Below are 20751 nucleotides of genomic sequence, written 5' to 3'. Positions count from 1 at the left end.
ACGAATGCAAAGCCTGTCTGCAGACATCAAGGCTGGCTCGCTTCCAGCCGGGGCGGGGATGCGACCGCGTCTGCAATTTGATCCCGCCCGCTATATGAAGGATATGGCTCAGGCAGGCAATCCCTTTCTACGCCATGACCAGGCGATAGGCAGACCTAGAGCGGAAGCGGGAGAAGAGCGGCGAATGCCGCTATCTGAGGCGGCGGTCATGCTGTACGAGCATTTGACGGAGCGCTCGAAGACGGACCACTCGCTTTATGAGGACATCATTCAGGCAGGCCTCGGCGAGCCGCTGGCACAGTGGCGGATGAAGGCAATGATTGATGCGTTGCTTGCCGAATACCGTATACAGGTGACGCCTGCGACGCTGATCCACCCGCTCTCGCCCACGGAAAGCATATTTGCCGAAACATGCGGCACGAGCTTGATTGAGGATTTGTACCGGTTGGACGACGTGGAGGAGGTGCAGGTGATCGGTCGTCACATTTTTCTGCTGAAGGGAGGGCGGATGGAGCGGCATGAACGTATGTTTAGCTCGCTGGACGAGGTGATGCGGCTGCAGGATCGGCTTGCTTTATGCGGCCGGAAGCCGATTAATGAGCGTCAGCCCTTCGTACAGTCCTATATGTGGAACCGTTCGCGGCTTGTGATGACCCGCCCGCCGTATTCGGATGTACCGAGCATTCATATCCGCAACTTTATTGTTCGCGATGTGACCTTGAGTCAGCTGGTCGGGCTCGGAACAATCGACGAACGGATGGCTGAGCTGCTGCGTCTGCTTGTCCGCCATCATGCGAGCTTGCTGATCGGCGGCGGGACCGCTACAGGCAAGACGACCTTTCTGTTCGCGCTGGCGGCGGAAATTCCGGAGCATGAGCGGATTCGTACGCTGGAGAAGGAGTTTGAGGTTGCGCTGCGAGAGCGGCTGCGCGGCACGCGAAATATTTTGGCGGTACGGGAGGTTGAGGATATCCGGCTGTCGATGGAGGAGTCGTTTAAGCCGCTGCTGGTCATGAGCCCGCATTGGGTGATCGTTGGTGAAGCGAAAGGGTCTGAGGTAGCTCAAATGGTGCAGGGCGCGCTTCGCGGACACGATATGATGGGGACGATGCATACGAAATACCGGGATTCCTTTCTGAGCGATGTTGTCGATATGATCAAGCAGGACGGGCGGCAGCACGATACGGGCGACACGATGCGCCGGGTAGCGCGAGCATTTAATATTTTGATTTTTTTACGAATCGTTCAGGTCGGCGGCAGAGCTGTGCGTGTCGTAACCGAAATCACGGAGCTGTCGGTGGACGAGCATCAGCATATCGCCGTGCGTCCGCTTGTGGAATGGCACTACAGGACACAAAGCTGGCGGTTCACAGGACACGTATTCAGCCGTTCCCTGGCCGACCATTTGCTTGCGAACGGGGCTGAGCCGGAGGAATTTGTAAAGCTGGGGGTATGGGAAACATGCTGGAACGATTGATCGGTGATTCGCTGGGCTGGTATGAAGCCGTAAAGCCGGTCATGCTCGGCATCTGGATCATCGGCTCGCTTGGGCTGGCGCTGCCGCTGGCTCATGCGCTTACCGCCTTCTGGTCGTATCGCCGCCGACATCCGGCTTTGTACCGGCATGCCGGGGCGGCAAGGGCTAGCGCGCCGTTGTTCAGGCTGCTGGCAGGGCCGTTGAAGCATCTGCGCGAGGAGCTGGATCTGGCGGAGCTGCGGATCGGGGCCGAGCCTGTAGCGATGGCGATGCTGCTGCTGACGCTGGTCGGCTTCGGCGGATCGGATGTGCTGCTCCAGACGATGTCCAGACAGCTTTCGCTCAGCGCGGCTCCGATGCAAGGGGCGCACATTTGGCCGCTTAGCGTCATGATTGGCGTGCTGACCGGAGCCGCGCCGTATTTCCTGATCCGCTTCCGTGTGCTGCGCAAGCGCCAGCGGATTGCGATGCGGATGATGATGCTCGTGCAAAATTTAATCGGGCATTACCGTCCGCGTCTGACCTTGGCCGATATGATTGTCAGCAGCGCAGATACGATGCCGGAGGAGGTGCGGGCGGAGTGGAGGCGGCTGGAGCTTGGCTTGCACATGAAGTCGATCGACGAGGCGCTGTATGAATTTGCGCAGCGTGTCGATAACGAATGGGCGCATGATTTAACCGATCTGCTGCTGATCGGGGCGCAATACGGGACCGATATGACAGAATCGCTGCATCATCTGGTCAATAAAATGCAAGCCTCCAAGCGGCACGAGGAAAACCGGCTGGCGATGATTACCGTCTACCGGCTCGGGACGACGTTTATGGTCGGCTTCGCCTTGTTTATCATTGGATTTAATGTTTACGCCGATCCGGTCAACTACAACCGTTATTTTGTTGAGCCTGGCGGCAAGCTGCTGCTGCTTCTGGCTTTCGCTGTCATGTTTGTGTCGATGCTGCTCGTGATCCGCACGGGGCGAAGGGCGTATTAGTCGCAGCTGCAGAGCGGAAGCGCTCGGGAAGGAGGTGAATCAACATGAAGGCCGCCTATGCAGAGGTCCAAAGCATGCAGCCAGCTGGATTACTGAGCATGCTCCCCGGTTACGCTTTATTGGCTCTATTTGCCGTGGGCAGCGCCTTGCTTGCCTATGCGGCAGTTAGCCCGCTTCGCCGTCTGGACGGAAGCCGACTCGCTTATTTGCGCGAGCGGTTAAATCGAGCGACGCCGTGGTCCGGCGGTCCGGTGAAACGCCCAATGTCGCATAAGCGGTTGCAGCAGCTTCGGGCTTACAGGGACCGGGCGCGGCTGGCAGGCTTGCCTGGGTATTGGACGCGTCAGCGGTTCGTCCAGGTCAAGCTGCTGCTTATGCTGACGCTCGTAGTGCTCGGCGTATTGTCTCAGTTTTTTCTCGCAGCGCCAAGCCTCCCGTCAGGCAGCGGGTCCGGCCTCTGGGGCTGGGGCATTTGGCTGAAATTGGCACTCGCCGGACTGGCTGGCTGGTCGGTGCCGGATATGTGGCTGGCTGCAAATGCCCGCGGCCGGAGAGCGAAGCTGTTAATGGAAATTGCCAAGCTGTCCCATCGACTGTCCGTTTGCGTCAGTGAACGCGCGGATATGCGGGAGCTGCTCGTACGAGCAGGCCGGCCGCTGACGCTGTTGAAGCCGCCTTTGCAGGAGCTGGCCGTCATGTGGGGCAAGGACCGGGCACTGGCGATTCGGCGGTTTCGCGATCATGTCGGTATCTCCGAAGCCTTTCCGCTCGTCAATGCGCTGGAGGCGGTCAGCCGGGCCGATTCGCACGAAATTGCCAAGGTGCTGAAGGAGCAAACGGCAGGTATCGAAGCAACGTTGGGGGCAGAGCGTGACCGCCAGCTGGAAAATGCGCCGGTGTGGATCAGCTTCTATATCATGGTGCCCTTTGCAGTCATCATCGTGTTGTTCCTGTATCCATGGCTGATTACCATTTCGGAGCAGCTGATGACCAGCTTTGAGGGATAAGGTACACATGCGGAGGGGGAGGCCGGTGTCGAAGTTAATCGTTGCTGTACTGCTGACCGTCCTGCTGGGAGGCGCTTCCTTGTACGTTGTAGGCGGCCAGTTGGCCCCGGCGGCAGGTATAGCGGGCAGCCAGACGCAGGTGCGAATTCAGGATGCGTTCAAATAAAAAATGAGAGGATGAAAGCAGATGGGGAAATTGGTTATCGCGTGCTTATTGACGGTATTGCTCGGAGGCGCAGCTATGTTTGTGGCAGGAACAAAGGTTGGTCCGGCAGTCGGCGCCAAAGGAACGGCGCTTAATACAAGTATTACTAGCGCAACGGTCAGCCAAACCGACGGCAAAGTTACGGCGACCGCGCCATAAGCGATGAGCAAACTGGTAACGTTATGCTTACTTGTTGTGCTGGTGTTTGGCGTCGCTTTGTTTGTGTTCAGGCCGGGAGCCGGAGGGATGCAGGCGCAATTGCGGGACGGGCATATGACCATGACGGAAAAAATTCGCAGCTTCGATTACAACAGCAACTGAGGATGACGGTCGGCTCGACCGACCTCGTCGATAGGTCGCAACGCGATTTTGGTAATGGATGTCATCGTAAATTTGTCCGAAATGAGCGCGGCATGTCGAGTGTACTGGTTACCTTGCTGATTATGCCTGTGCTGCTGTTTGTGTGCTTTGCCATCGTGCCGTTTTTTGTGTTTGCGATGAAAGCAAACCATCTTCATACACTTGCCAATCACGCGTTGAAGGAGGCCGAAGCCATCGGTTATGTGAGTGCGGACGTACGCGACCGGTTGGATATGCGGCTTGCCAGCTTGGGGATGGGACCGGTTGATATCGGCGGTACAAGGTATCCGTCTTATGCAGGCGGTACGTCGGCGTTCGTTCGGCGGGATGCGGCCGATCCGACCATCAAGCTGGAACTGACCTATCCGGCGCCCAATATGACGAGGGTTCTCCGCGCCGTTCGCGGGGGAGGAGGAAGCGGGGCCTATGAAGGGTTTTACCATCTTGTGTTGTACGGGCGGAGCGAGGCCTTTGAATGATTAAGCAGCCGTTGAGCCAGGAGCGCGGCGGCATTCATATCATGCTTGTTGCTTTATTGGCCTTGGTCCCGGCGGTGCTGCTGTGGGGCATTGCCTGGAACTGGCTGCTGCATGCGCACATCCTAGCGAAGTCCAAGCCTCTGCTGGACCAAGCTGTCCGCGCCGCTGCGATGAGTGTTGATCCGACCGAAGCGGCGCTGGGCAAAATTGTATGGGAGGAAGCCGACGGCCGGGAGCAATTTATGCGGTACCTCAGGCTGAACTTCAAACTGGCGGCTGATCTCACGCCGGTGGCGGGAAGTCCGCTGGAAGCGGCCCCGATCATTCATCGGCTTGAATATGTGGCGCCCCCCGCTTATCCGTACACGTTGACCCGTTCGATCACGGTTCATGGAGGGACCGTCAGGCAAACGTCGCGTAACGTGCAGGTCACGTTGTACGGTCCGTCTGTGATCGCCATTGTGGAGCTGACTCGCGCGCAGCTTGGGCAAGGCCGGGAGGAGCCGATTGTGCTCAGCGGCGTGTCGAGCATGCGCCTGCGGTAGGGCAGCAGCAGGTTGGTCGCAAAGCGATTCAACAAGTTTTGCGGCGACGGGCGCAGCGGATCCGCCTGTAGCAGCCTGTTCGAAGGCCGCCGTCCGGCTTGCCTGCTGCCGCGGCTTCATCAATAAGCTTTAGCAAAGGCTTGTTTTCCGGTCTTCGCCCCTTTGCATTTTTCATCGCTACCCGGTAAGGTTAAGGAAACAAACGGCTTTCCGCCGGGGGCGGGTTAAAGCTGCAGGGAGTGGAACAGGATGGCGAACAACCATGAATACGAAGCCCGGGTGGCTCGGCTGCAGGCCAAGCTTCAGGCAAGCGGGCAGGACGGGATGCTTATTGCCCAGCAGGTGGATTTGTACTACTTGACGGGTTCGATGCAGACAGGGTATCTCATTGTGCCGAAGGCGGGCGAACCGCGTTTTCTTGTGCGGCGGAGCGTCACGCGGGCGCTGGAGGAATCCGTTTGGCCTGTAGAGCCGCTTGGCTCGCTGCGGGAGCTGGCCGTACAGCTGGGGCAGCTTTTCCCGGCGCTGTCTCAAGCGGACGAAGGCAAGCCGATATTGCTGGCTGCGGAGTTTGATGTGCTGCCGGTGCAGCAGCTCCAACGCCTGCAGCAGGCGCTTCCGACTGTCCAATGGAAGGACGGGTCGGCCCTGATCCGCGAATTGCGGATGGTGAAGTCGGAGCGCGAGCTGGCTTGCATCCGTGCAGCGGCACAGCTTATTGATGAGGCGTTCACCGATATGCTGGGCTGGCTGCAGCCGGGGCAGCGCGAGCTGGACGTGATGAGCCGCATCGAAACGTTTATTCGCCAGCGGGGACATAGCGGCCTGATGCGGCTGCGCGGCTTTAACCAGACTGTCATCACCGGCATGATCGGAGCGGGGGAAGCGGCGGCTGAGCCGACTTATTTTGACGGCCCGGCCGGCGGCCGCGGCCTGGGCGCCTTTTGCCCGCAAAGCGTCAGCTTGCGGCCGATTGCACGCGACGAGCCGATTTTGATTGATATCGGCTGCTGCCTGGACGGCTACGTGATCGACCAGACGCGTACGGTTGTTATCGGTACCTTGGCCCCTGATTTGCAGTACGCCTATGAACAGTCGGAGCGCATCATTCGTCATACGGAATCGCTGTTGAAGCCGGGTGAAGGCTGCGAGCGATTGTATGCCGAATCACTGAGTCTGGCGGCTGAAGCCGGCTTGGCCGATCATTATATGGGATACGGCGTGGATCAGGTGCGTTTCCTCGGACACGGCATCGGTCTGGAAATCGACGAATGGCCGGTGCTGGCCAGAGGCTTCCGCTATGAACTGCAGCCTGGGATGGTGCTTGCTGTAGAGCCTAAGTTTACGTTTCCGGGACGCGGCGTTGTCGGCATTGAGAACAGCTACGCCGTGACAGCCGACGGCTTCGAGAAGCTGAGCGTCACTCCGGAGGGACTGATCTGTTTGTAGCGGGCGGTGCGTTCCGTGTTCTATGAAACTATGCTCCGTGTTTCCGTCGACGTCAAGAGCGCAAGTCGGTTGCCTGCCGAACAGCGGACTGCCTTGTTTGCCTGCCCGAGCAATAAAATAGCCCCCAAGCCCCTGATAGCCATGGCCGATTTCATTGCTTACCCTGTTAAAAAATGATATGCTTAGTAGAATTAAGTATAGATACTTACCTTTGTGCAAGGAAATTCGGCCATCGGTTCCTGCAAGCCTACATATAGGTCATCTATACAGACAATCGCTCCGTTACTAGCATCGGGAAAAGCAAACAGGGACGGACGGGCGAAGGGGGAACACATATGCTGCGTTTAGGGCAAAAAGTGATTATTGTCGGTGACAGCTTCGAGCAGAACCTGCCTGTCGGCGAGTACGGATATATCATCGCTTACGACCGCAATGCGGACAATGTATTTGATTACGTGGTGCGCGTGCCGAAAACGAACAAGCATCATTATTTGCCGGGAGCCGATGTGGAGCTGGAGGAGACGCTGCTGCGGCAGGAAGCGGACCGGATCGAACGCGAGGCGCTGATTGATTTTGCACTGGCGACCCGCAATGCCGCCTTGTTCCGCCGGATTATGACGGGCGAGGTGGAGGAAGCAACCTCCGAGACAAGCAAGGACGTGCAATCGGATCAGGACTTCATTCGTCAAATTCATCTCAAAGCCTGGATTTAATCTCAAAGCCCGGATGTTGCGCCGGCTCAGGCAGCAATGCCGCAGGCCGCAGTACAGGAAGCCGATTCCTTTCATGAGGGGTCGGCTTTGCTGCTTTCTCCGTCCTTCTCCGTTCTTCTCGGGGCCGCGGCTTGCTGCAGCTCGGACCGCCATTTCCGGTAAAAGCCGCCTAATTCTCCCGTCTGATTCAACGCCCTTATGCACCTGCTTGTCCATTGAGTTCCCCAGGTAACTAAGCTATAATAGTAGGAATGATTAGCCAAGAAGTGAGGTGCAGACATTGAGTATTTCGGTTAAGGATGTTGAGCATGTAGCGGCGCTGGCCCGTCTCGAGCTGAGCGAGCAGGAAAAGGAAACGTTCGCGGGTCAACTGAGCGCGATTTTGAAATACGCCGAGCAGCTTGAGCAGCTGGATACGGAAGGCGTGGAGCCGACCAGCCATGCGATGCCGCTGGTGAATGTAATGCGTGCTGATGCCGTCAAGCCGTCGCTGGACATTGATCAGGTGATGCGGAATGCGCCGGATCAAGAGGACGGTCAAATTAAAGTGCCAGCTGTGCTGGAGTAGGAACCGACAGGAAGCGGTATGATGTGAAGGGAGGATTCACGCTTGTCTCTGCTGAATTTACGACTACAGGATGTACATGACAAATTGCACGCCAAGGAAATTACCGTCACCGATCTGGTGAGCGAATCGTATAAGCGGATCGCCGAGGTAGATGGCAAGGTACGCGCTTTTCTGACGCTGGACGAGGAACGGGCGCTTGCCGGGGCGGGCGCGCTGGACGCGAAGCTCGGCACGGCTGACTCGCGCGGCCTGCTGTTCGGACTGCCGATCGGGGTTAAGGACAATATCGTAACCGAAGGGCTGACGACCACATGCGCCAGCCAATTTTTGCGTAATTACAATCCGATTTACGACGCTACGGTGGTCAAGAAGCTTCGGGAAGCGGAAGCGGTCACGATCGGCAAGCTGAACATGGACGAGTTTGCGATGGGCGGCTCCAATGAAAATTCCAGCTTCCATCCGACATATAACCCTTGGAATACGGAGTATGTGCCAGGCGGCTCCAGCGGCGGCTCGGCGGCAGCGGTCGCTGCCGGTGAAGTATTTTTCTCGCTTGGCTCCGATACAGGCGGTTCGATCCGCCAACCGGCGTCCTATTGCGGCGTAGTTGGCTTGAAGCCGACCTATGGTCTCGTATCGCGTTACGGCCTGGTCGCCTTCGCCTCGTCGCTTGACCAGATCGGTCCGTTGACCAAAAACGTCGAGGACAGCGCGTATTTACTGCAGGCGATCGCCGGTTACGATCCGTCGGATTCAACCTCGCTGAACGCAGACGTGCCGGATTACTTGAGCGCGCTGACCGGCGATGTGCAGGGCTTGCGGATCGCCGTGCCTAAGGAATATATGGGACAAGGCATTGATCCGAAGGTTAAGGAAGCGGTGCTGGCTGCGCTCAAAACGCTGGAGGGTCTCGGCGCAACCGTAGAGGAAGTGTCGCTGCCGCATTCGGAATACGCGGTCGCTACGTATTACCTGCTGGCCTCGTCCGAGGCTTCATCCAACCTGGCGCGCTTTGACGGCGTTCGTTACGGCGTCCGGACCGACAACCCGAAAAACCTGCTGGACGTCTACCTGAAAAGCCGCAGCGAAGGCTTCGGCGATGAGGTGAAGCGCCGCATTATGCTTGGCACCTACGCGCTTAGCTCCGGCTATTATGACGCGTATTATTTGAAGGCGCAGAAGGTGCGCACCCTGATCAAGCGTGACTTCGATCAAGTGTTTGAGAACTATGATGTCGTCATAGGCCCGACGGCTCCGACACCGGCCTTCAAGATCGGCTCCCAGACGAGCGATCCGTTGACGATGTATTTGAACGATATTTTAACTATTCCGGTTAACCTGGCAGGGGTTCCGGCTATCAGCATTCCGTGCGGCATGGCGGACGGGCTGCCAATCGGCCTGCAAATTATCGGCAAGGCGCTCGATGAAGCGACGGTGCTGCGGACGGCTCACGCCTTCGAGCAGCATACCGAGTTTCACCAGCAGCGTCCGCAGCTTTAAGGAAAGGAGTGTTCCCACATGACAGCGGCAACCGGTAACCAACCACAAGCAGCAAAGTCTTACGAAACCGTCATCGGTCTCGAAGTTCACGTTGAGCTGCATACCGCATCCAAAATTTTTTGCGGCTGCTCCACCTCGTTCGGAGCTCCGCCGAATACCCATACGTGTCCCGTATGTCTCGGACATCCTGGCGTGCTGCCGGTACTGAACAAACAGGCGCTGGAATATGCGATCAAGGCGTCGATGGCGCTGAACTGCCAGGTCGCAACAGATACGAAGTTTGACCGTAAAAACTACTTTTATCCCGATTCGCCCAAAGCGTATCAAATTTCCCAATACGACAAGCCGGTCGGCGAGCACGGCTGGGTCGAAATCGAGGTCGGCGGCGTCACCAAGAGGATCGGCATTACCCGCGTTCATCTGGAGGAGGACGCTGGCAAGCTGACGCACGTCGATGGCGGATATGCGTCGCTTGTTGACTTTAACCGTGTCGGCACCCCTCTGATCGAGATCGTGTCTGAGCCGGACCTGCGTTCCCCGGAGGAAGCGCGTGCGTATTTGGAGAAAATCAAGGCGATTATGCAGTATTGCGACGTTTCCGATGTGAAGATGGAGGAAGGCTCGCTCCGCTGCGACGCCAACATCAGCTTGCGTCCGTTCGGCCAGGAGAAATTCGGCACGAAGGCTGAGCTGAAAAATATGAACTCGTTCCGCGGCGTGCAGCGCGGATTGGAGTACGAGGAATGGCGTCAGGCCGATGTGCTGGACTCCGGCGGAGAAGTCGTGCAGGAGACGCGCCGCTGGGATGAATCCCAGGCGAAGACGCTGACGATGCGGAGCAAGGAGCAGGCGCATGACTACCGCTATTTCCCGGATCCGGATCTGGTGTCCATTCATATTGACGATGAGTGGAAAGCCCGCGTCGGCGGCACGATTCCGGAGCTGCCGGACGCTCGCAAGAAACGGTATGTCGAGCAATACAGCCTGCCGAGCTACGATGCCGGTGTCATCACCGCTTCGATGAAGCTGGCTGATTTCTTCGAGGAGAGCTTGGCTTACACCCAGGATGCCAAGGCGGTGTCCAACTGGATTATGGGCGACCTGCTCGGTTACTTGAATGCAGGAGGTCTGGAGCTGGCGGACGTACAAATTACCGGCCAGGGACTCGGCGAAATGATCGGATTGATTGAGAAGGGCACCATCAGCAGCAAAATTGCCAAAACGGTCTTCAAAGCGATGCTTGAATCCGGCAAAAGCCCGCAGGCGATCGTCGAGGAGCAAGGGCTGGTGCAAATTAGCGATGAAGGCGCGATTGCGGCCATCGTCGATCAAATTGTGGACAAGAACCCGCAATCCGTCGCAGACTTCAAAGCGGGCAAAGATAAAGCCATCGGCTTCCTCGTCGGACAAATCATGAAGGAAACGAAAGGCAAAGCCAACCCTGGGTTAGTAAACAAATTAATTTTGGAGCGCCTTAATCGTTAACGGGGCGAATCCTTTATGATCCGAATGATTGACGTGGCTGAGCTGTCGGAGCTGCTGCCGCTTTTGGAGCTGCAGCAGCAAGCTTATCGCGTTGAGGCGGAGCTGGTCGGGTTCGCTGAAATTCCCCCTTTGCTGGATTCGCCGCTTGAGCTGCGAGAATCGGGCGAAACGTTTTTCGGCTACTATGAGGGCGAGCGGCTTGTCGGAGCGATCTCCTGCAAGCAAAGCGCCAAGGAGCTGACAATTTGCCGGATGATGGTGCATCCGGACCGTTTTCGCCGAGGCATCGGGAGCGCATTGCTGCAGCATGTTGAAGCGCTGGCGGCTTCAGGCTGCGCGTTGGTCGTCTATACCGGGACAAGCAATGCCCCGGCAGTCGCTTTATATGAGAAGCACGGCTTTTCGCCCGCGCGTATGCAGTTGATTGCGCCAGGGATCGTCATGACCCAATTTATAAAGCTTGCGGAGTCCTAACTCCGCGGCTTTTTTTTAAACTTTTTTTCGGAAATCGTCATGTGACAGGCTGATCGTGATAAAATAGTGGGTACACCATGTGCGAGCAAAAAGGAGGTTTTACACATTGAATGATCCCTGGTCGATTGATTTATTTCATATTACCCTCCGGCTGATTTTGGCCATGCTGCTCGGCGGACTCATCGGTTTCGAACGTGAGCAAAGCAGCCGCGCGGCCGGATTACGCACCCATATGCTTGTTTGTCTGGGTTCGACGTTAATTATGCTCTTATCCATCTATGGCTTTGCCGAATTTAACATTGATCATGTGCAGCGCGATCCGGCGCGTTTGGCCGCCCAGGTCATCAGCGGAATCGGGTTTCTTGGCGCGGGTACCATCTTGTATACGGGCAAATCCATCACGGGGCTGACGACGGCGGCTTCCCTATGGGTGGTGGCGGCAATCGGACTTGCCATTGGCGCAGGCTTTTATTATGCGTCAGGGCTGGCCTGCCTGTTCGCGCTGATCAGCCTGTTTGGTCTGCATGTTGTCGAGAAGCGGTATATGGCGCATAAAAGAACACGCAGCATCCGGCTCGAAGCGTATGACATCCCTAGCCTGCTCGGACGTGTCTCCCAGCTGCTGGCGTCCAAGGATTGCGACATCAAGAAGTGGTCGGTGGAAGCGCTGCCCGGTGATGATGAGGTGCGGCTTATGCAGATTACGCTGGAGCTTCGTCTGACCAAAAAAACGCAAATGGCCCCGACGATTGAGGAGCTAATGGCTATTGATGGCATCAGATCGGTTTCCGTCGACTAAGCGGCAGCGCCTTTCTATCTTTTTTAACCACAGATGAAGGGCAACAGGCGGGTCCGGGCGTCTAAGTCAATGAGAAAGAGCCAAGGCGGTGAAACGATGGGAAGCATGACGGATGAACAGTTGGTCGACCTGGTCCGTCAAGGCGATGAAATGGCGTATCGAACCCTGATGGAGCGTTATCAGGATTACGTATACACCGTGATTTACCGTATGGTTGACCATCGGGAAACGGCTGAGGATTTAACTCAGGAAGTGTTTCTCAAGCTGTTTCGGGCGATTGAGCAGTTTCGCGGAGACGCGCAGCTGAAGACGTGGATTTACCGGCTAACGGTAAATCAGGTCACCGACTATCGACGTGCCCGGAAGCGGCGGCCTTACGAAGCGATTCTGGATAAAGTGAAGGGCTGGTTCGGCGACCGCAAAGAGGAACCGGAATCCAGAGCGCTGGAACGGGAGCAACAGCAAACCGTACAGGAGCTGCTGGCAGCTTTGCCTGATAAATACAAGCTGGTGCTTTATTTGTATCATTACAAGCAGCTCTCGTATCAGGAAATTGCGGTAGCAACCGGGCTGCCGCTGAAAACGATCGAAACCCGATTGTACCGGGGCAAGGCGATGCTGAAGCAAAAATGGCTGGAGGTGGGAGAGCATGACACGCATGCATCCAAGCGATCAAGAACTGCTACGTGACCTGAATAAAGGCTGCTCTGAACTGGATTCCCAGCGTTTGCACGCCCATCTGCAGAGCTGTCCATTTTGCAGACGCCGGCAGACGGCGCTGACCGAGATCGAAGCTGCGTTGAATGAGCTGCCGCTGCTTAAGGCTCCATCCGGATTGACCGACCGTGTGCTGTGCAGGTTGCCTTTCCATAGGAAGCCGACAGCCGCGCCGCTTGAAGACGAATCCGTCCAACTGACCCCAGGGCAGCCAGCGCAACCTGAGCATGCTTGGCCCCCGAATGCTCGCATGCCTCGGACGGCTGCTCCGCGCAGCGTGAGGCGGGTTCTGACGAACGGGCTGATCGCATTGGCGGCCACGTATTTGTTTATTTCAACGGGCATTATCGGCCGTATCATTTCACTGAATTCAAAAGAGCTGGAAAATGGGGTGCGTTTTGGCACGGCTCAGCTTGTTCAAGCGGTAGAGGCGGTATCCCGCCAATTGCTGTCCTAAGGAGGATTGCTGGATATGAATGATCAACAAGACAAGCTGCGAGACCACGCGAGCGATCCCGAGGAAGCATTTTTACGGGAGCGAATCGAGCGCTGGGGGCAAGGGGGAAACAAGCCTCCGTTTGATCCGTATATGCCGCTGCGCACACGCAAAAACAAATGGCTTGCGGGTCTGCTGTCGTCTATGTTCCCGGGCACCGGCCAGCTGTATCTCGGCTTGATGCAGCGCGGGCTTGGCATTATGGTGCTGTTTATGCTTGATATTTTTGCGATTGTTTATTTCGCGCTGCATCAGGGAATTCCGCTGATCGTGCTGTTTTCGCTGCTGCTGCCGATTATGTATTTCTACAACATCTTTGATGCGCTGCAGCAGACGGACCGGGTGAACGGCTGGGGAGAACCGATCGTTGACTATAGAGACAAAGACGCGCCTTTTTCAGCGGATGGAGGCAAGGACCGTTCGGGCCGCATGGGAAAGCCGGGTAATGGATTCGGCTATCTATTGGTGATTACCGGCATTGTCTTGTTTTTGGCGGTAGGCAGATCGGAATGGCTGGATCGTGCTGTTGAATTTATGGGCTCCGCTTATGGTGCATTACTGCTGATCGGTCTCGGCTTATTCCTTTTTTTCAGAGAATCCATGAAAAAATAGGGAGGATTGCATATGTTGAAGGCAGGACGGTACACGGCGGCGCTTGTGCTTCTCGTTGTGGGCGGCGTTGTGATGTCCGATAAGCTGGCCGGAACCAATCTGACCGTTGGACTTGTGAAAGCCTGGCCGGTTTTATTTATCGCGCTGGGGCTTGAATATATGGTGCTTAATCGGCGTCACGGCCAAGGAGACCGCGCGCTTGGGCTTGATTTGGGCGGGATCACATTTGCGGTGTTCATTGCCGCCATCGTTGTGGTCAGCGTGCAAAACCCCGGCGTTTGGAAAGGGATCGAAGGCATTCGCGACTGGAACGACAGCAACCTTGCGGATGTCATTGAAGCGTTCAGCGATGGGGAGCGCTTTGATAAAGGCGTGACCGCCATTCCCGTTCCCTCCGGTCTCCGTCAGGTCAAGCTGTCGAACACAAACGGCAATGTAACGATCAAGACCGGCCAGGTAGAGCAGCTGGAGGTCGATCTGGCGATTTATGTAAACGATGATAAGAAAGATGAAGTCGAAAGCATCGTGAGCGGCTCCAGGCTGGACCACCAGCTGGAGGGGGATACGCTTTCCATTCGAGCTGTTCCTCGGGAATACGCCTACAAGCTGTTAGGCAAGCGAAGACCGCGGATGGATATGGTTATCACCGTACCGGTCAATCTGAAAACGGATTGGGACATCGAGTTGACCAATGGTCAGATACATGCTTCCCGGCTGCTGCTTCAGGATTCCTTTACGGCTGCGGCGGTTAATGGAGAGATTTCAGTCAGCGAGCTGGCCGGAAAAGTCGCGCTCAAGGTTAAAAACGGTCAGTTGTCGGCACAAGGGCTGGAAGGTGATTTAACGCTTGAGGTGACCAATGGCTTGCTGGAGGTCAGCGACCACCGCGGTTCAGCCAAGCTGAGCTCAGCGAATGCGGAATCTGTGCTTACCCGTCATCAGGGCGATGTTGAGATTAAAACCATACATGGGGCGATTAAGGTGGATGGCGTGCTCAAGCAGGTAAAAACCGTTAGCGACAGCGCGTCTGTGCAAATTGCTTCCTCGCAGGTGCAAGGAAATTGGGACGTAAGAACCCGGCATGGCAAGCTGGAGCTGCTGCTGCCGGCCGATGGAAGCTACACCGTAGACAGCACGGGGGGATTTGGCAGTGTCCGGACCAATCTGCCGCTGGAGGTGACCAAACGAAACGTGTCCGGCACCGTCGGAGCAGGCACCTACCAAGTATACGCGGAAACAAAAGGGGCTTTAGCGGTCCAACGAATAAATTGACAATTGTTCCGTCGTCGGGGTAAAATAAACTGATATACTTTCCCTGATTAGGCGGTGAACACCATGGATGCTTTGGCACAGGCGTTGCATAAGCTTAAAACAATGGGCGTTCGGATGACGCCTCAGCGGCACGCGATTTTGTCCTATTTGTTGAATACGTTATCTCATCCTACGGCGGATGATATTTATAAGGCGTTATCGCCACAATTTCCGAGCATGAGCGTCGCTACCGTTTATAACAATCTGAAGGTATTTATGGAATCGGGCCTTGTTCGCGAGATGACTTACGGCGATCATTCCAGCCGGTTCGATGCCGATTTGTCCGATCATTATCATGCGTTATGCGAAGAATGCGGCAAGCTGGTTGATTTCGCTTATGAGCCGCTGGATGAGCTGGAACGGGCTGCAGGAGAGATGACAGGCTTTCGGGTGAAAAGTCATCGGGTTGAGGTCTACGGCGTATGCGCAGATTGCTTGAGCAGGGCGACATGCTAGATTGCTAGATTTCGGGTATAATGGACGTGTTCGGTAACGCGAATTTTGCGGATCGAATGCGTCTTTTTTGTTCGTTCAGCGGAAGACTGCTGCATTAATTGACAGAGGTGAAGTTATGAACAATGACCGATACCCGCAAGCTCCGGTTCGACCGAGAAGAAATCGAAGCGCGCGCGTACTGCTGCTGTTGCTGGCTTTTGTGGCGGCTGCGGGTTGTGCGGCCTATTACTGGATGAATGTGATGCCGAGCAATAAACATGAGCCTCCGACGTTCGGGGGAAATGCCAAGCCTGTTTTTTATAAGGGAGGCATGCTGAAGGACCCGGCTTTGGGCAGCAAGGAATCGCTGAAATTATCGTTCAACATCGTTCAGGAACGGATTGACCCGACAGTTGTGTATGAACAGAAGAGCGAATCGACCATTATTACGACTCAACATAAAGTCGTCCGGCTGCGGACCGACGAACTGACAGCTATGGTGAATGACAAGCCCTTCAAGCTGAAATTTCCGACGGAAAAGTTAGGCTCCACGCTGTATTTGCCGATCGACCCGCTGCGCAGCTACTATGGCGTTGATCTGCGGGAGTCCGACGAAACAGGCGCTGTGCTGCTTTTCATGGAAGGCGAGACGGTGCGCTGGCTGCGTACGGTCACATTTGAGGGCAAGCCGGACAAAACGATTGCGATGCGGCGCGACCCGTCGATCAAGGCGCCGATCCTGTCTGATCTCAAGCAAGGCGAGAGCCTGATTGTCTGGGGAGAAGAGGCTGATTGGTATCGGGTCCAATTAGCGAGCGGCTATCTGGGTTATGTACGCAAGACTGACGCTGAATTCGACCGGGAGGAGCAAATTCCGGCCCAGCCTGACGAGCCTGACTTTGAACCAAAGAAGCCGATTACCGGTAAAATTAATTTGACCTGGGAGCATGTCGTCACGAAAAATCCCGATACGTCCAAAATCGCCGCCATGCCCGGCGTCAATGTGGTGAGCCCGTCCTGGTTTCATCTGCAGGATGGCGAAGGCAGCCTTCAGAACCTGGCCGATCCCGCTTATGTCAAATGGGCGCATGCGAACGGTTACCATGTCTGGGCGTTGTTTAGCAACGGGTTCGATCCCAAGCGGACGACGGAGGCGTTGTCCACTCACGACAAACGGATGAACATGATCAAGCAGCTGCTCAGCTTCTCCCGGATGTACGGGCTGGAAGGCATCAATATCGACTTTGAAAATGTGGAGCTGAAGGACAAGCAAAATCTGGTGCAATTCGTCCGCGAGCTGACGCCGCTCCTGCATGAGCAGGGCTTGGTCGTATCCATGGACGTGACGCCGCGTTCCACCAACGAGATGTGGTCGATGTTTTATGACCGCAAGGCGCTGATCGAATCTGTTGATTATATGATGCTGATGGCGTACGACGAGCATTGGGCGAGCAGTCCGAAGGCCGGCTCTGTCGCATCCTTGCCGTGGGTGGAGGCGTCGATTTTAGGATTGCTGCAGCAGGACAAAATTCCGCCGGAGAAGCTGGTGCTGGGGGTTCCGTTTTACACGAGAGTGTGGACGGAAGGGACCAAGGACGGCAAGCCGTCCGTAAGCTCGCGAGCCGTCTTCATGTCGATGCCGCAGCGAATCATCCAGGAGCAGAAGCTGACGCCAACCTTTTTGGCCGATGTCGGACAAAACTATATCGAATATAAAGAAGACGGCAAGCTGAATAAAATCTGGATCGAAGATGAAACCAGCGTACGGGCTAGAATCGCACTAATCCATAAGTATAATCTGGCGGGGGTCGCGTCCTGGCGCAGAGGCTTCGAGCAGCCGGAGGCGTGGGATTGGATTAATGAAGACTTAGGCAAGGGAAGCGGCAAGTAAGGTCGGCAACGGCGTTTGAATGGCGCTGGTCCGCATCGCAAAAAAACGGCATGTCCCCGCATCATGCGGAGGCGTGCCGTTTTTTTGTTGGCTCTAGGAGCGGGTCGTTGCGTTCCCGTGAGCAGATGAGGGTTCCTCCACAGCGTGCGTGGGCTGAGCGTCAGCTGCTTGAGCATCCGCAGGCGGAGCATGTGCCGGGTCCAGCGAGAGAATCGTTTTGCAGAACATGCAGCGGTCTGTTTTTCCGATAATTTTGGTCGCTTTGCCGCATTCCGGACAGACGAGAACAACTGCGCTTGTTGACATCATGCCGGCTGCAAAATAAACGCCCATGCTCAGCAGCATCAAAATCGCACCAATCACCATGCCGATTGCCGCCAGCAGTCGTCCCGCCGAGCCCCACTCAAACACGATTCCACCCAGTCCCAAAATCATCAGCAGCATGCCGCCCATCGTCAGCAGCAAGCCCCACAGTCTGAATTCATTGGCCTTACTAGACTTGAATTTCACACTTGTCACTTCTTTCGCTTAAGAATTGTGCACGTTGTCACAAAAAAATGCAGGAAACTGCGTTCGCATGTAGAAATACTTCATAGCACAAGATTAACCTGAGGTTGATAGGTCAGGAGGCTCTTTCGTTCATGGATTCTCTGAAGCAGCAGCACCTGGATCGGCTCCGACAGGACGAGACCGTGTTAAGCATCCTCGCGGTTGACAATCCTTCTCCACATGCAGCGGTAACCGACGGTTTTGATTATCTGCTATTGATCATCAGCCGTCAAGCTCGAAGCGCCGACCGACAAGTTCATTATATAAAAGACAACCTGCGTATACAAGAACGGTGGATGACTCCCGACGCGCTGGAAGAGCTTGTTCTTCATAGCGATCAGCGTCAAATTTTTTACTGGATCTTAAAAGGGGAGATTCTTTTGGATCACGAGATTTATTTGGAAAGCCTGCGGCATCGGCTGCTGGAGTTTCCTGATGAGGTAAGAGCGCATAAGCTGCTGACTGAGTTTTCCAGGTTTTTGCGCCGTTATTTGCAAAGCAAGGAATATTTGATGAGCGATCATCTGCTTGATGCTTACACGCATATACTGGAGGCGCTGCAGCATTGGGCGCGTATTGTCATTATAGAAGCAGGTCATCATCCGGAAGTCACGGTCTGGGCTCAAGTGCGGACGATCAATCCGGGGGTGTACAAGCTCTATGAGGAGCTGACCCTGAGCGGTGAAACACTGAAGCAGAGGGTACAGCTCGTTTTGCTGGCCTGCGAATTTTCGGTGATGTCCAAAATGGAGCGCTGCTGCAAGCCGCTGCTTGAGCTGCTGGCCAGCCGCGAGGAAGCCTGGAGTATTCGAGAGCTTCAGGAGCTTCCGGAGCTGACGGGCGTCAGCGTTGAGCTGCCGTTGCTGATGAATAAGCTCGTGAGAAAGGCGCTTGCCGCAGAGGTTGTGCATACGGCCGATCCGGAGCTTAGCACGCTGGAATTGCGATACCGGGATGTCAAATCCCAGGCCGTGTGATATAATCGTGTGGAACAATTGAATAGCCACTGGGGGAGCCTCATGATGCGAGGCTGAGAGTAAGAAGCATTCTTTGACCCTTGGAACCTGTATAACGGCGCATGCGGAGTGATCCGCCTGTCGTTCTGGATGATGCCAGCGTAGGGAAGTGGACGGATGCTCGATCGCTTTTTTGAAAAGCTACCGGTCATGAAGTCAGCCTGCGCAGGCTGGCTTTTTTTTGTGCAGCCGTGCATGCGGAAGGACAACGTAGAAGAGAAGGAAAGGAGGACGGGCGTTTGAAGCTAGTTGTAAATGGAGAAAGCCGCGACGTCGAAGGTGTAGCGACCGTTGCGGAGCTGCTCGTTTTTTTTAAGCTGGAGCACAAAATTTTGGTCGTGGAGCTGAACCGCGTCATTATAGATCGTGATGCCTATGAGCGTACTGCTTTGCGGGCGTGGGATCAAGTAGAGATCGTGCATTTCGTGGGAGGGGGATAAGCTCAATCCTGGCGGCTGTAGACTGCTGAATCATTAATCTAATACCTTATAAGGAGTAACAGATCATGACAGAACGGTTGAAAATAGGTCCTTATACGTTTAAATCCCGATTGCTGCTTGGCACGGGCAAGTTTTCCGCGCTTGACATTCAGGAACAGGCTGTTCGCGCTTCCGAGGCTGAGGTGCTTACCTTTGCCATTCGCCGCCTGCCTATTGATAACCCGGATGCCCCCAACTTTCTGGAGACGCTTGATTTGAAGTCGTTCAAGCTTCTCCCGAATACCGCAGGGGCATATACCGTGGAGGAAGCCGTGCGGATTGCGCGTCTGGCCAGAGCTACAGGACTGTGTGACATGATCAAGGTCGAAGTGATCGGTGACCCGAAAACATTGCTTCCCGATCCGGTGGGTACGCTCGAAGCTACCAAAATTTTGGTCGAGGAAGGCTTTATCGTGCTTCCTTATACGTCCGATGACCCGATTTTGGCGCGCAAGCTGCAGGAGGCCGGTGCGGCTGCCGTTATGCCGGGCGCTTCGCCGATCGGTTCAGGACAAGGTATCGTGAACCCGGGCAATCTGCGGTTTATTATCGAGGAAGCCAAGGTGCCTATTATTGTAGATGCGGGAATCGGCGGACCGGCGGATGCAGCGCTGGCTATGGAGCTGGGCGCTGATGGCGTGCTGTTGAATACAGCAGTCGCGGGAGCGCAACATCCTGCACTGATGGCCGAGGCGTTCAAGCTTGCTGTCGAAGCGGGACGCAAGGGCTTCCTGGCGGGCCGGATTGCGAAGAAGCGTTATGCTTCCGCCAGCAGCCCCGAAGAAGGAATGATTGAATAACAGGCTGGAGCAAACGGGAAAACGAAGGCGGGTGCCTGGAGTTTTCCCGTTTTTTATTTTTTTAAATGATGCTTGACATTCCTATAGCGCCTATGATAAATTAGTCTTCGCCGCTGAGAAGGACTCGTCCTGAAACGGCGGGCAACTAAAGGTTCGAAAAAAGAAATAAAAAAAGCTTGCATTATTGGCGGTGGATGTGATATATTAAAGAAGTCGCCGATAAACAAGTTAACAAAAAGCGACAAAGAAATAAATGAGCAAAAAGTTTGTTTCTATTAAGAAAAATATTGCCCTTTGAAAACTGAACAACGAGTGAGTGTTGAATAGAGAATGAAAATTCTCGCTAGCATGACGTATGAGCAAGTCGAACTACCTTAATGGAGAGTTTGATCCTG

25 protein-coding genes are annotated in these 20751 nt (G+C 55.4%); 24 read left to right on the top strand and 1 reads right to left on the bottom strand.

The genetic code is table 11. The features are described 5' to 3' along the window. Positions 1-4: 4 nt before the first annotated feature. The 21 genes from AC6ROY_RS06475 (at position 5) to AC6ROY_RS06375 (ending at position 17512) form a co-directional block, all read left to right on the top strand. Positions 5-1477, top strand: coding sequence for an ATPase, T2SS/T4P/T4SS family (locus AC6ROY_RS06475; RefSeq protein ID WP_500099326.1), 1473 nt, complete (start codon positions 5-7; stop codon positions 1475-1477). After that, positions 1462-2466: a type II secretion system F family protein gene (locus AC6ROY_RS06470; RefSeq protein WP_500099325.1), complete on the top strand. Its 1005-nt coding sequence runs from the start codon at positions 1462-1464 to the stop codon at positions 2464-2466. The genes AC6ROY_RS06475 and AC6ROY_RS06470 overlap by 16 nt, the downstream gene beginning before the upstream one ends. A 44-nt stretch (positions 2467-2510) precedes the next feature. Beyond that, the gene (locus tag AC6ROY_RS06465; protein WP_500099323.1) at positions 2511-3473 is read left to right on the top strand and encodes a type II secretion system F family protein; all 963 of its coding nucleotides are present in this window, start codon (positions 2511-2513) and stop codon (positions 3471-3473) included. 25 nt (positions 3474-3498) lie between these two features. Then, positions 3499-3639, top strand: coding sequence for a hypothetical protein (locus tag AC6ROY_RS06460; protein ID WP_500099321.1), 141 nt, complete (start codon positions 3499-3501; stop codon positions 3637-3639). Between the two features lie 21 nt (positions 3640-3660). Then, positions 3661-3837, top strand: a complete 177-nt coding sequence (locus AC6ROY_RS06455) for a hypothetical protein (protein WP_500099319.1) — start codon at positions 3661-3663, stop codon at positions 3835-3837. Between the two features lie 3 nt (positions 3838-3840). Further along, positions 3841-3999 carry a hypothetical protein gene (locus AC6ROY_RS06450; protein WP_500099317.1) on the top strand — a complete coding sequence of 53 codons (159 nt, stop codon included), beginning with the start codon at positions 3841-3843 and terminating at the stop codon, positions 3997-3999. Positions 4000-4091: 92 nt separating this feature from the next. After that, positions 4092-4517 carry a hypothetical protein gene (locus tag AC6ROY_RS06445; RefSeq protein WP_500099315.1) on the top strand — a complete coding sequence of 142 codons (426 nt, stop codon included), beginning with the start codon at positions 4092-4094 and terminating at the stop codon, positions 4515-4517. Continuing rightward, positions 4514-5062, top strand: coding sequence for a hypothetical protein (locus tag AC6ROY_RS06440; protein ID WP_500099313.1), 549 nt, complete (start codon positions 4514-4516; stop codon positions 5060-5062). Before AC6ROY_RS06445 ends, AC6ROY_RS06440 begins: the two co-directional genes overlap by 4 nt. Positions 5063-5311: 249 nt before the next feature. Continuing rightward, positions 5312-6511 carry a M24 family metallopeptidase gene (locus AC6ROY_RS06435; RefSeq protein WP_500099311.1) on the top strand — a complete coding sequence of 400 codons (1200 nt, stop codon included), beginning with the start codon at positions 5312-5314 and terminating at the stop codon, positions 6509-6511. A gap of 335 nt (positions 6512-6846) precedes the next feature. Beyond that, a complete protein-coding gene (locus tag AC6ROY_RS06430; protein ID WP_500099310.1) occupies positions 6847-7224 on the top strand; it encodes an ATPase in 378 nt (125 codons plus the stop codon). 280 nt (positions 7225-7504) lie between these two features. Next, positions 7505-7792, top strand: a complete 288-nt coding sequence (gene gatC / locus AC6ROY_RS06425; protein WP_500099308.1) for an Asp-tRNA(Asn)/Glu-tRNA(Gln) amidotransferase subunit GatC — start codon at positions 7505-7507, stop codon at positions 7790-7792. A 42-nt stretch (positions 7793-7834) separates the two neighbouring features. Continuing rightward, entirely contained in the window at positions 7835-9292 is a 1458-nt protein-coding gene (gatA, locus tag AC6ROY_RS06420; RefSeq protein WP_500099307.1) for an Asp-tRNA(Asn)/Glu-tRNA(Gln) amidotransferase subunit GatA, read from the top strand. A gap of 18 nt (positions 9293-9310) precedes the next feature. Next, a complete protein-coding gene (gene gatB / locus AC6ROY_RS06415; protein WP_500099305.1) occupies positions 9311-10777 on the top strand; it encodes an Asp-tRNA(Asn)/Glu-tRNA(Gln) amidotransferase subunit GatB in 1467 nt (488 codons plus the stop codon). A gap of 15 nt (positions 10778-10792) precedes the next feature. Continuing rightward, positions 10793-11251: a GNAT family N-acetyltransferase gene (locus AC6ROY_RS06410; RefSeq protein ID WP_500099304.1), complete on the top strand. Its 459-nt coding sequence runs from the start codon at positions 10793-10795 to the stop codon at positions 11249-11251. A gap of 106 nt (positions 11252-11357) precedes the next feature. After that, the gene (locus AC6ROY_RS06405) at positions 11358-12050 is read left to right on the top strand and encodes an MgtC/SapB family protein (protein ID WP_500099303.1); all 693 of its coding nucleotides are present in this window, start codon (positions 11358-11360) and stop codon (positions 12048-12050) included. A 69-nt stretch (positions 12051-12119) separates the two neighbouring features. Beyond that, entirely contained in the window at positions 12120-12740 is a 621-nt protein-coding gene (locus AC6ROY_RS06400) for an RNA polymerase sigma factor (RefSeq protein ID WP_500099302.1), read from the top strand. Then, positions 12700-13224, top strand: coding sequence for an anti-sigma factor family protein (locus AC6ROY_RS06395; protein WP_500099301.1), 525 nt, complete (start codon positions 12700-12702; stop codon positions 13222-13224). The genes AC6ROY_RS06400 and AC6ROY_RS06395 overlap by 41 nt, the downstream gene beginning before the upstream one ends. Positions 13225-13239: 15 nt before the next feature. Further along, the gene (locus tag AC6ROY_RS06390; RefSeq protein WP_500099300.1) at positions 13240-13875 is read left to right on the top strand and encodes a hypothetical protein; all 636 of its coding nucleotides are present in this window, start codon (positions 13240-13242) and stop codon (positions 13873-13875) included. A gap of 12 nt (positions 13876-13887) precedes the next feature. Continuing rightward, complete coding sequence (locus AC6ROY_RS06385) at positions 13888-15147, top strand: DUF4097 family beta strand repeat-containing protein (protein WP_500099299.1); 1260 nt, start codon at positions 13888-13890, stop codon at positions 15145-15147. A 63-nt stretch (positions 15148-15210) separates the two neighbouring features. Next, positions 15211-15642 carry a peroxide-responsive transcriptional repressor PerR gene (gene perR, locus AC6ROY_RS06380; RefSeq protein WP_500099298.1) on the top strand — a complete coding sequence of 144 codons (432 nt, stop codon included), beginning with the start codon at positions 15211-15213 and terminating at the stop codon, positions 15640-15642. 115 nt (positions 15643-15757) lie between these two features. Continuing rightward, positions 15758-17512 carry a glycosyl hydrolase family 18 protein gene (locus tag AC6ROY_RS06375; RefSeq protein ID WP_500099297.1) on the top strand — a complete coding sequence of 585 codons (1755 nt, stop codon included), beginning with the start codon at positions 15758-15760 and terminating at the stop codon, positions 17510-17512. A gap of 93 nt (positions 17513-17605) precedes the next feature. Here the strand turns inward: AC6ROY_RS06375 and AC6ROY_RS06370 are convergent, their stop codons facing one another. Continuing rightward, positions 17606-18022 (bottom strand): DUF2614 family zinc ribbon-containing protein, encoded by a 417-nt coding sequence (locus AC6ROY_RS06370; RefSeq protein WP_500099296.1) that lies wholly within the window; start codon positions 18020-18022, stop codon positions 17606-17608. Positions 18023-18153: 131 nt separating this feature from the next. Here AC6ROY_RS06370 and AC6ROY_RS06365 point away from each other — a divergent pair, with 131 nt between their 5' ends. From AC6ROY_RS06365 to AC6ROY_RS06355, 3 genes are all read left to right on the top strand, one after another. After that, entirely contained in the window at positions 18154-19038 is an 885-nt protein-coding gene (locus AC6ROY_RS06365) for a nucleotidyltransferase-like protein (protein WP_500099295.1), read from the top strand. Positions 19039-19316: 278 nt separating this feature from the next. Further along, positions 19317-19517, top strand: coding sequence for a sulfur carrier protein ThiS (gene thiS, locus AC6ROY_RS06360; protein ID WP_500099294.1), 201 nt, complete (start codon positions 19317-19319; stop codon positions 19515-19517). Between the two features lie 65 nt (positions 19518-19582). Continuing rightward, the gene (locus tag AC6ROY_RS06355; RefSeq protein WP_500099293.1) at positions 19583-20356 is read left to right on the top strand and encodes a thiazole synthase; all 774 of its coding nucleotides are present in this window, start codon (positions 19583-19585) and stop codon (positions 20354-20356) included. The last annotated feature ends 395 nt before the right edge of the window (positions 20357-20751 follow it).

Source organism: Paenibacillus sp. sg306046, from assembly GCF_059821225.1.
This window is presented reverse-complemented; position numbering and strand designations above follow the sequence as displayed.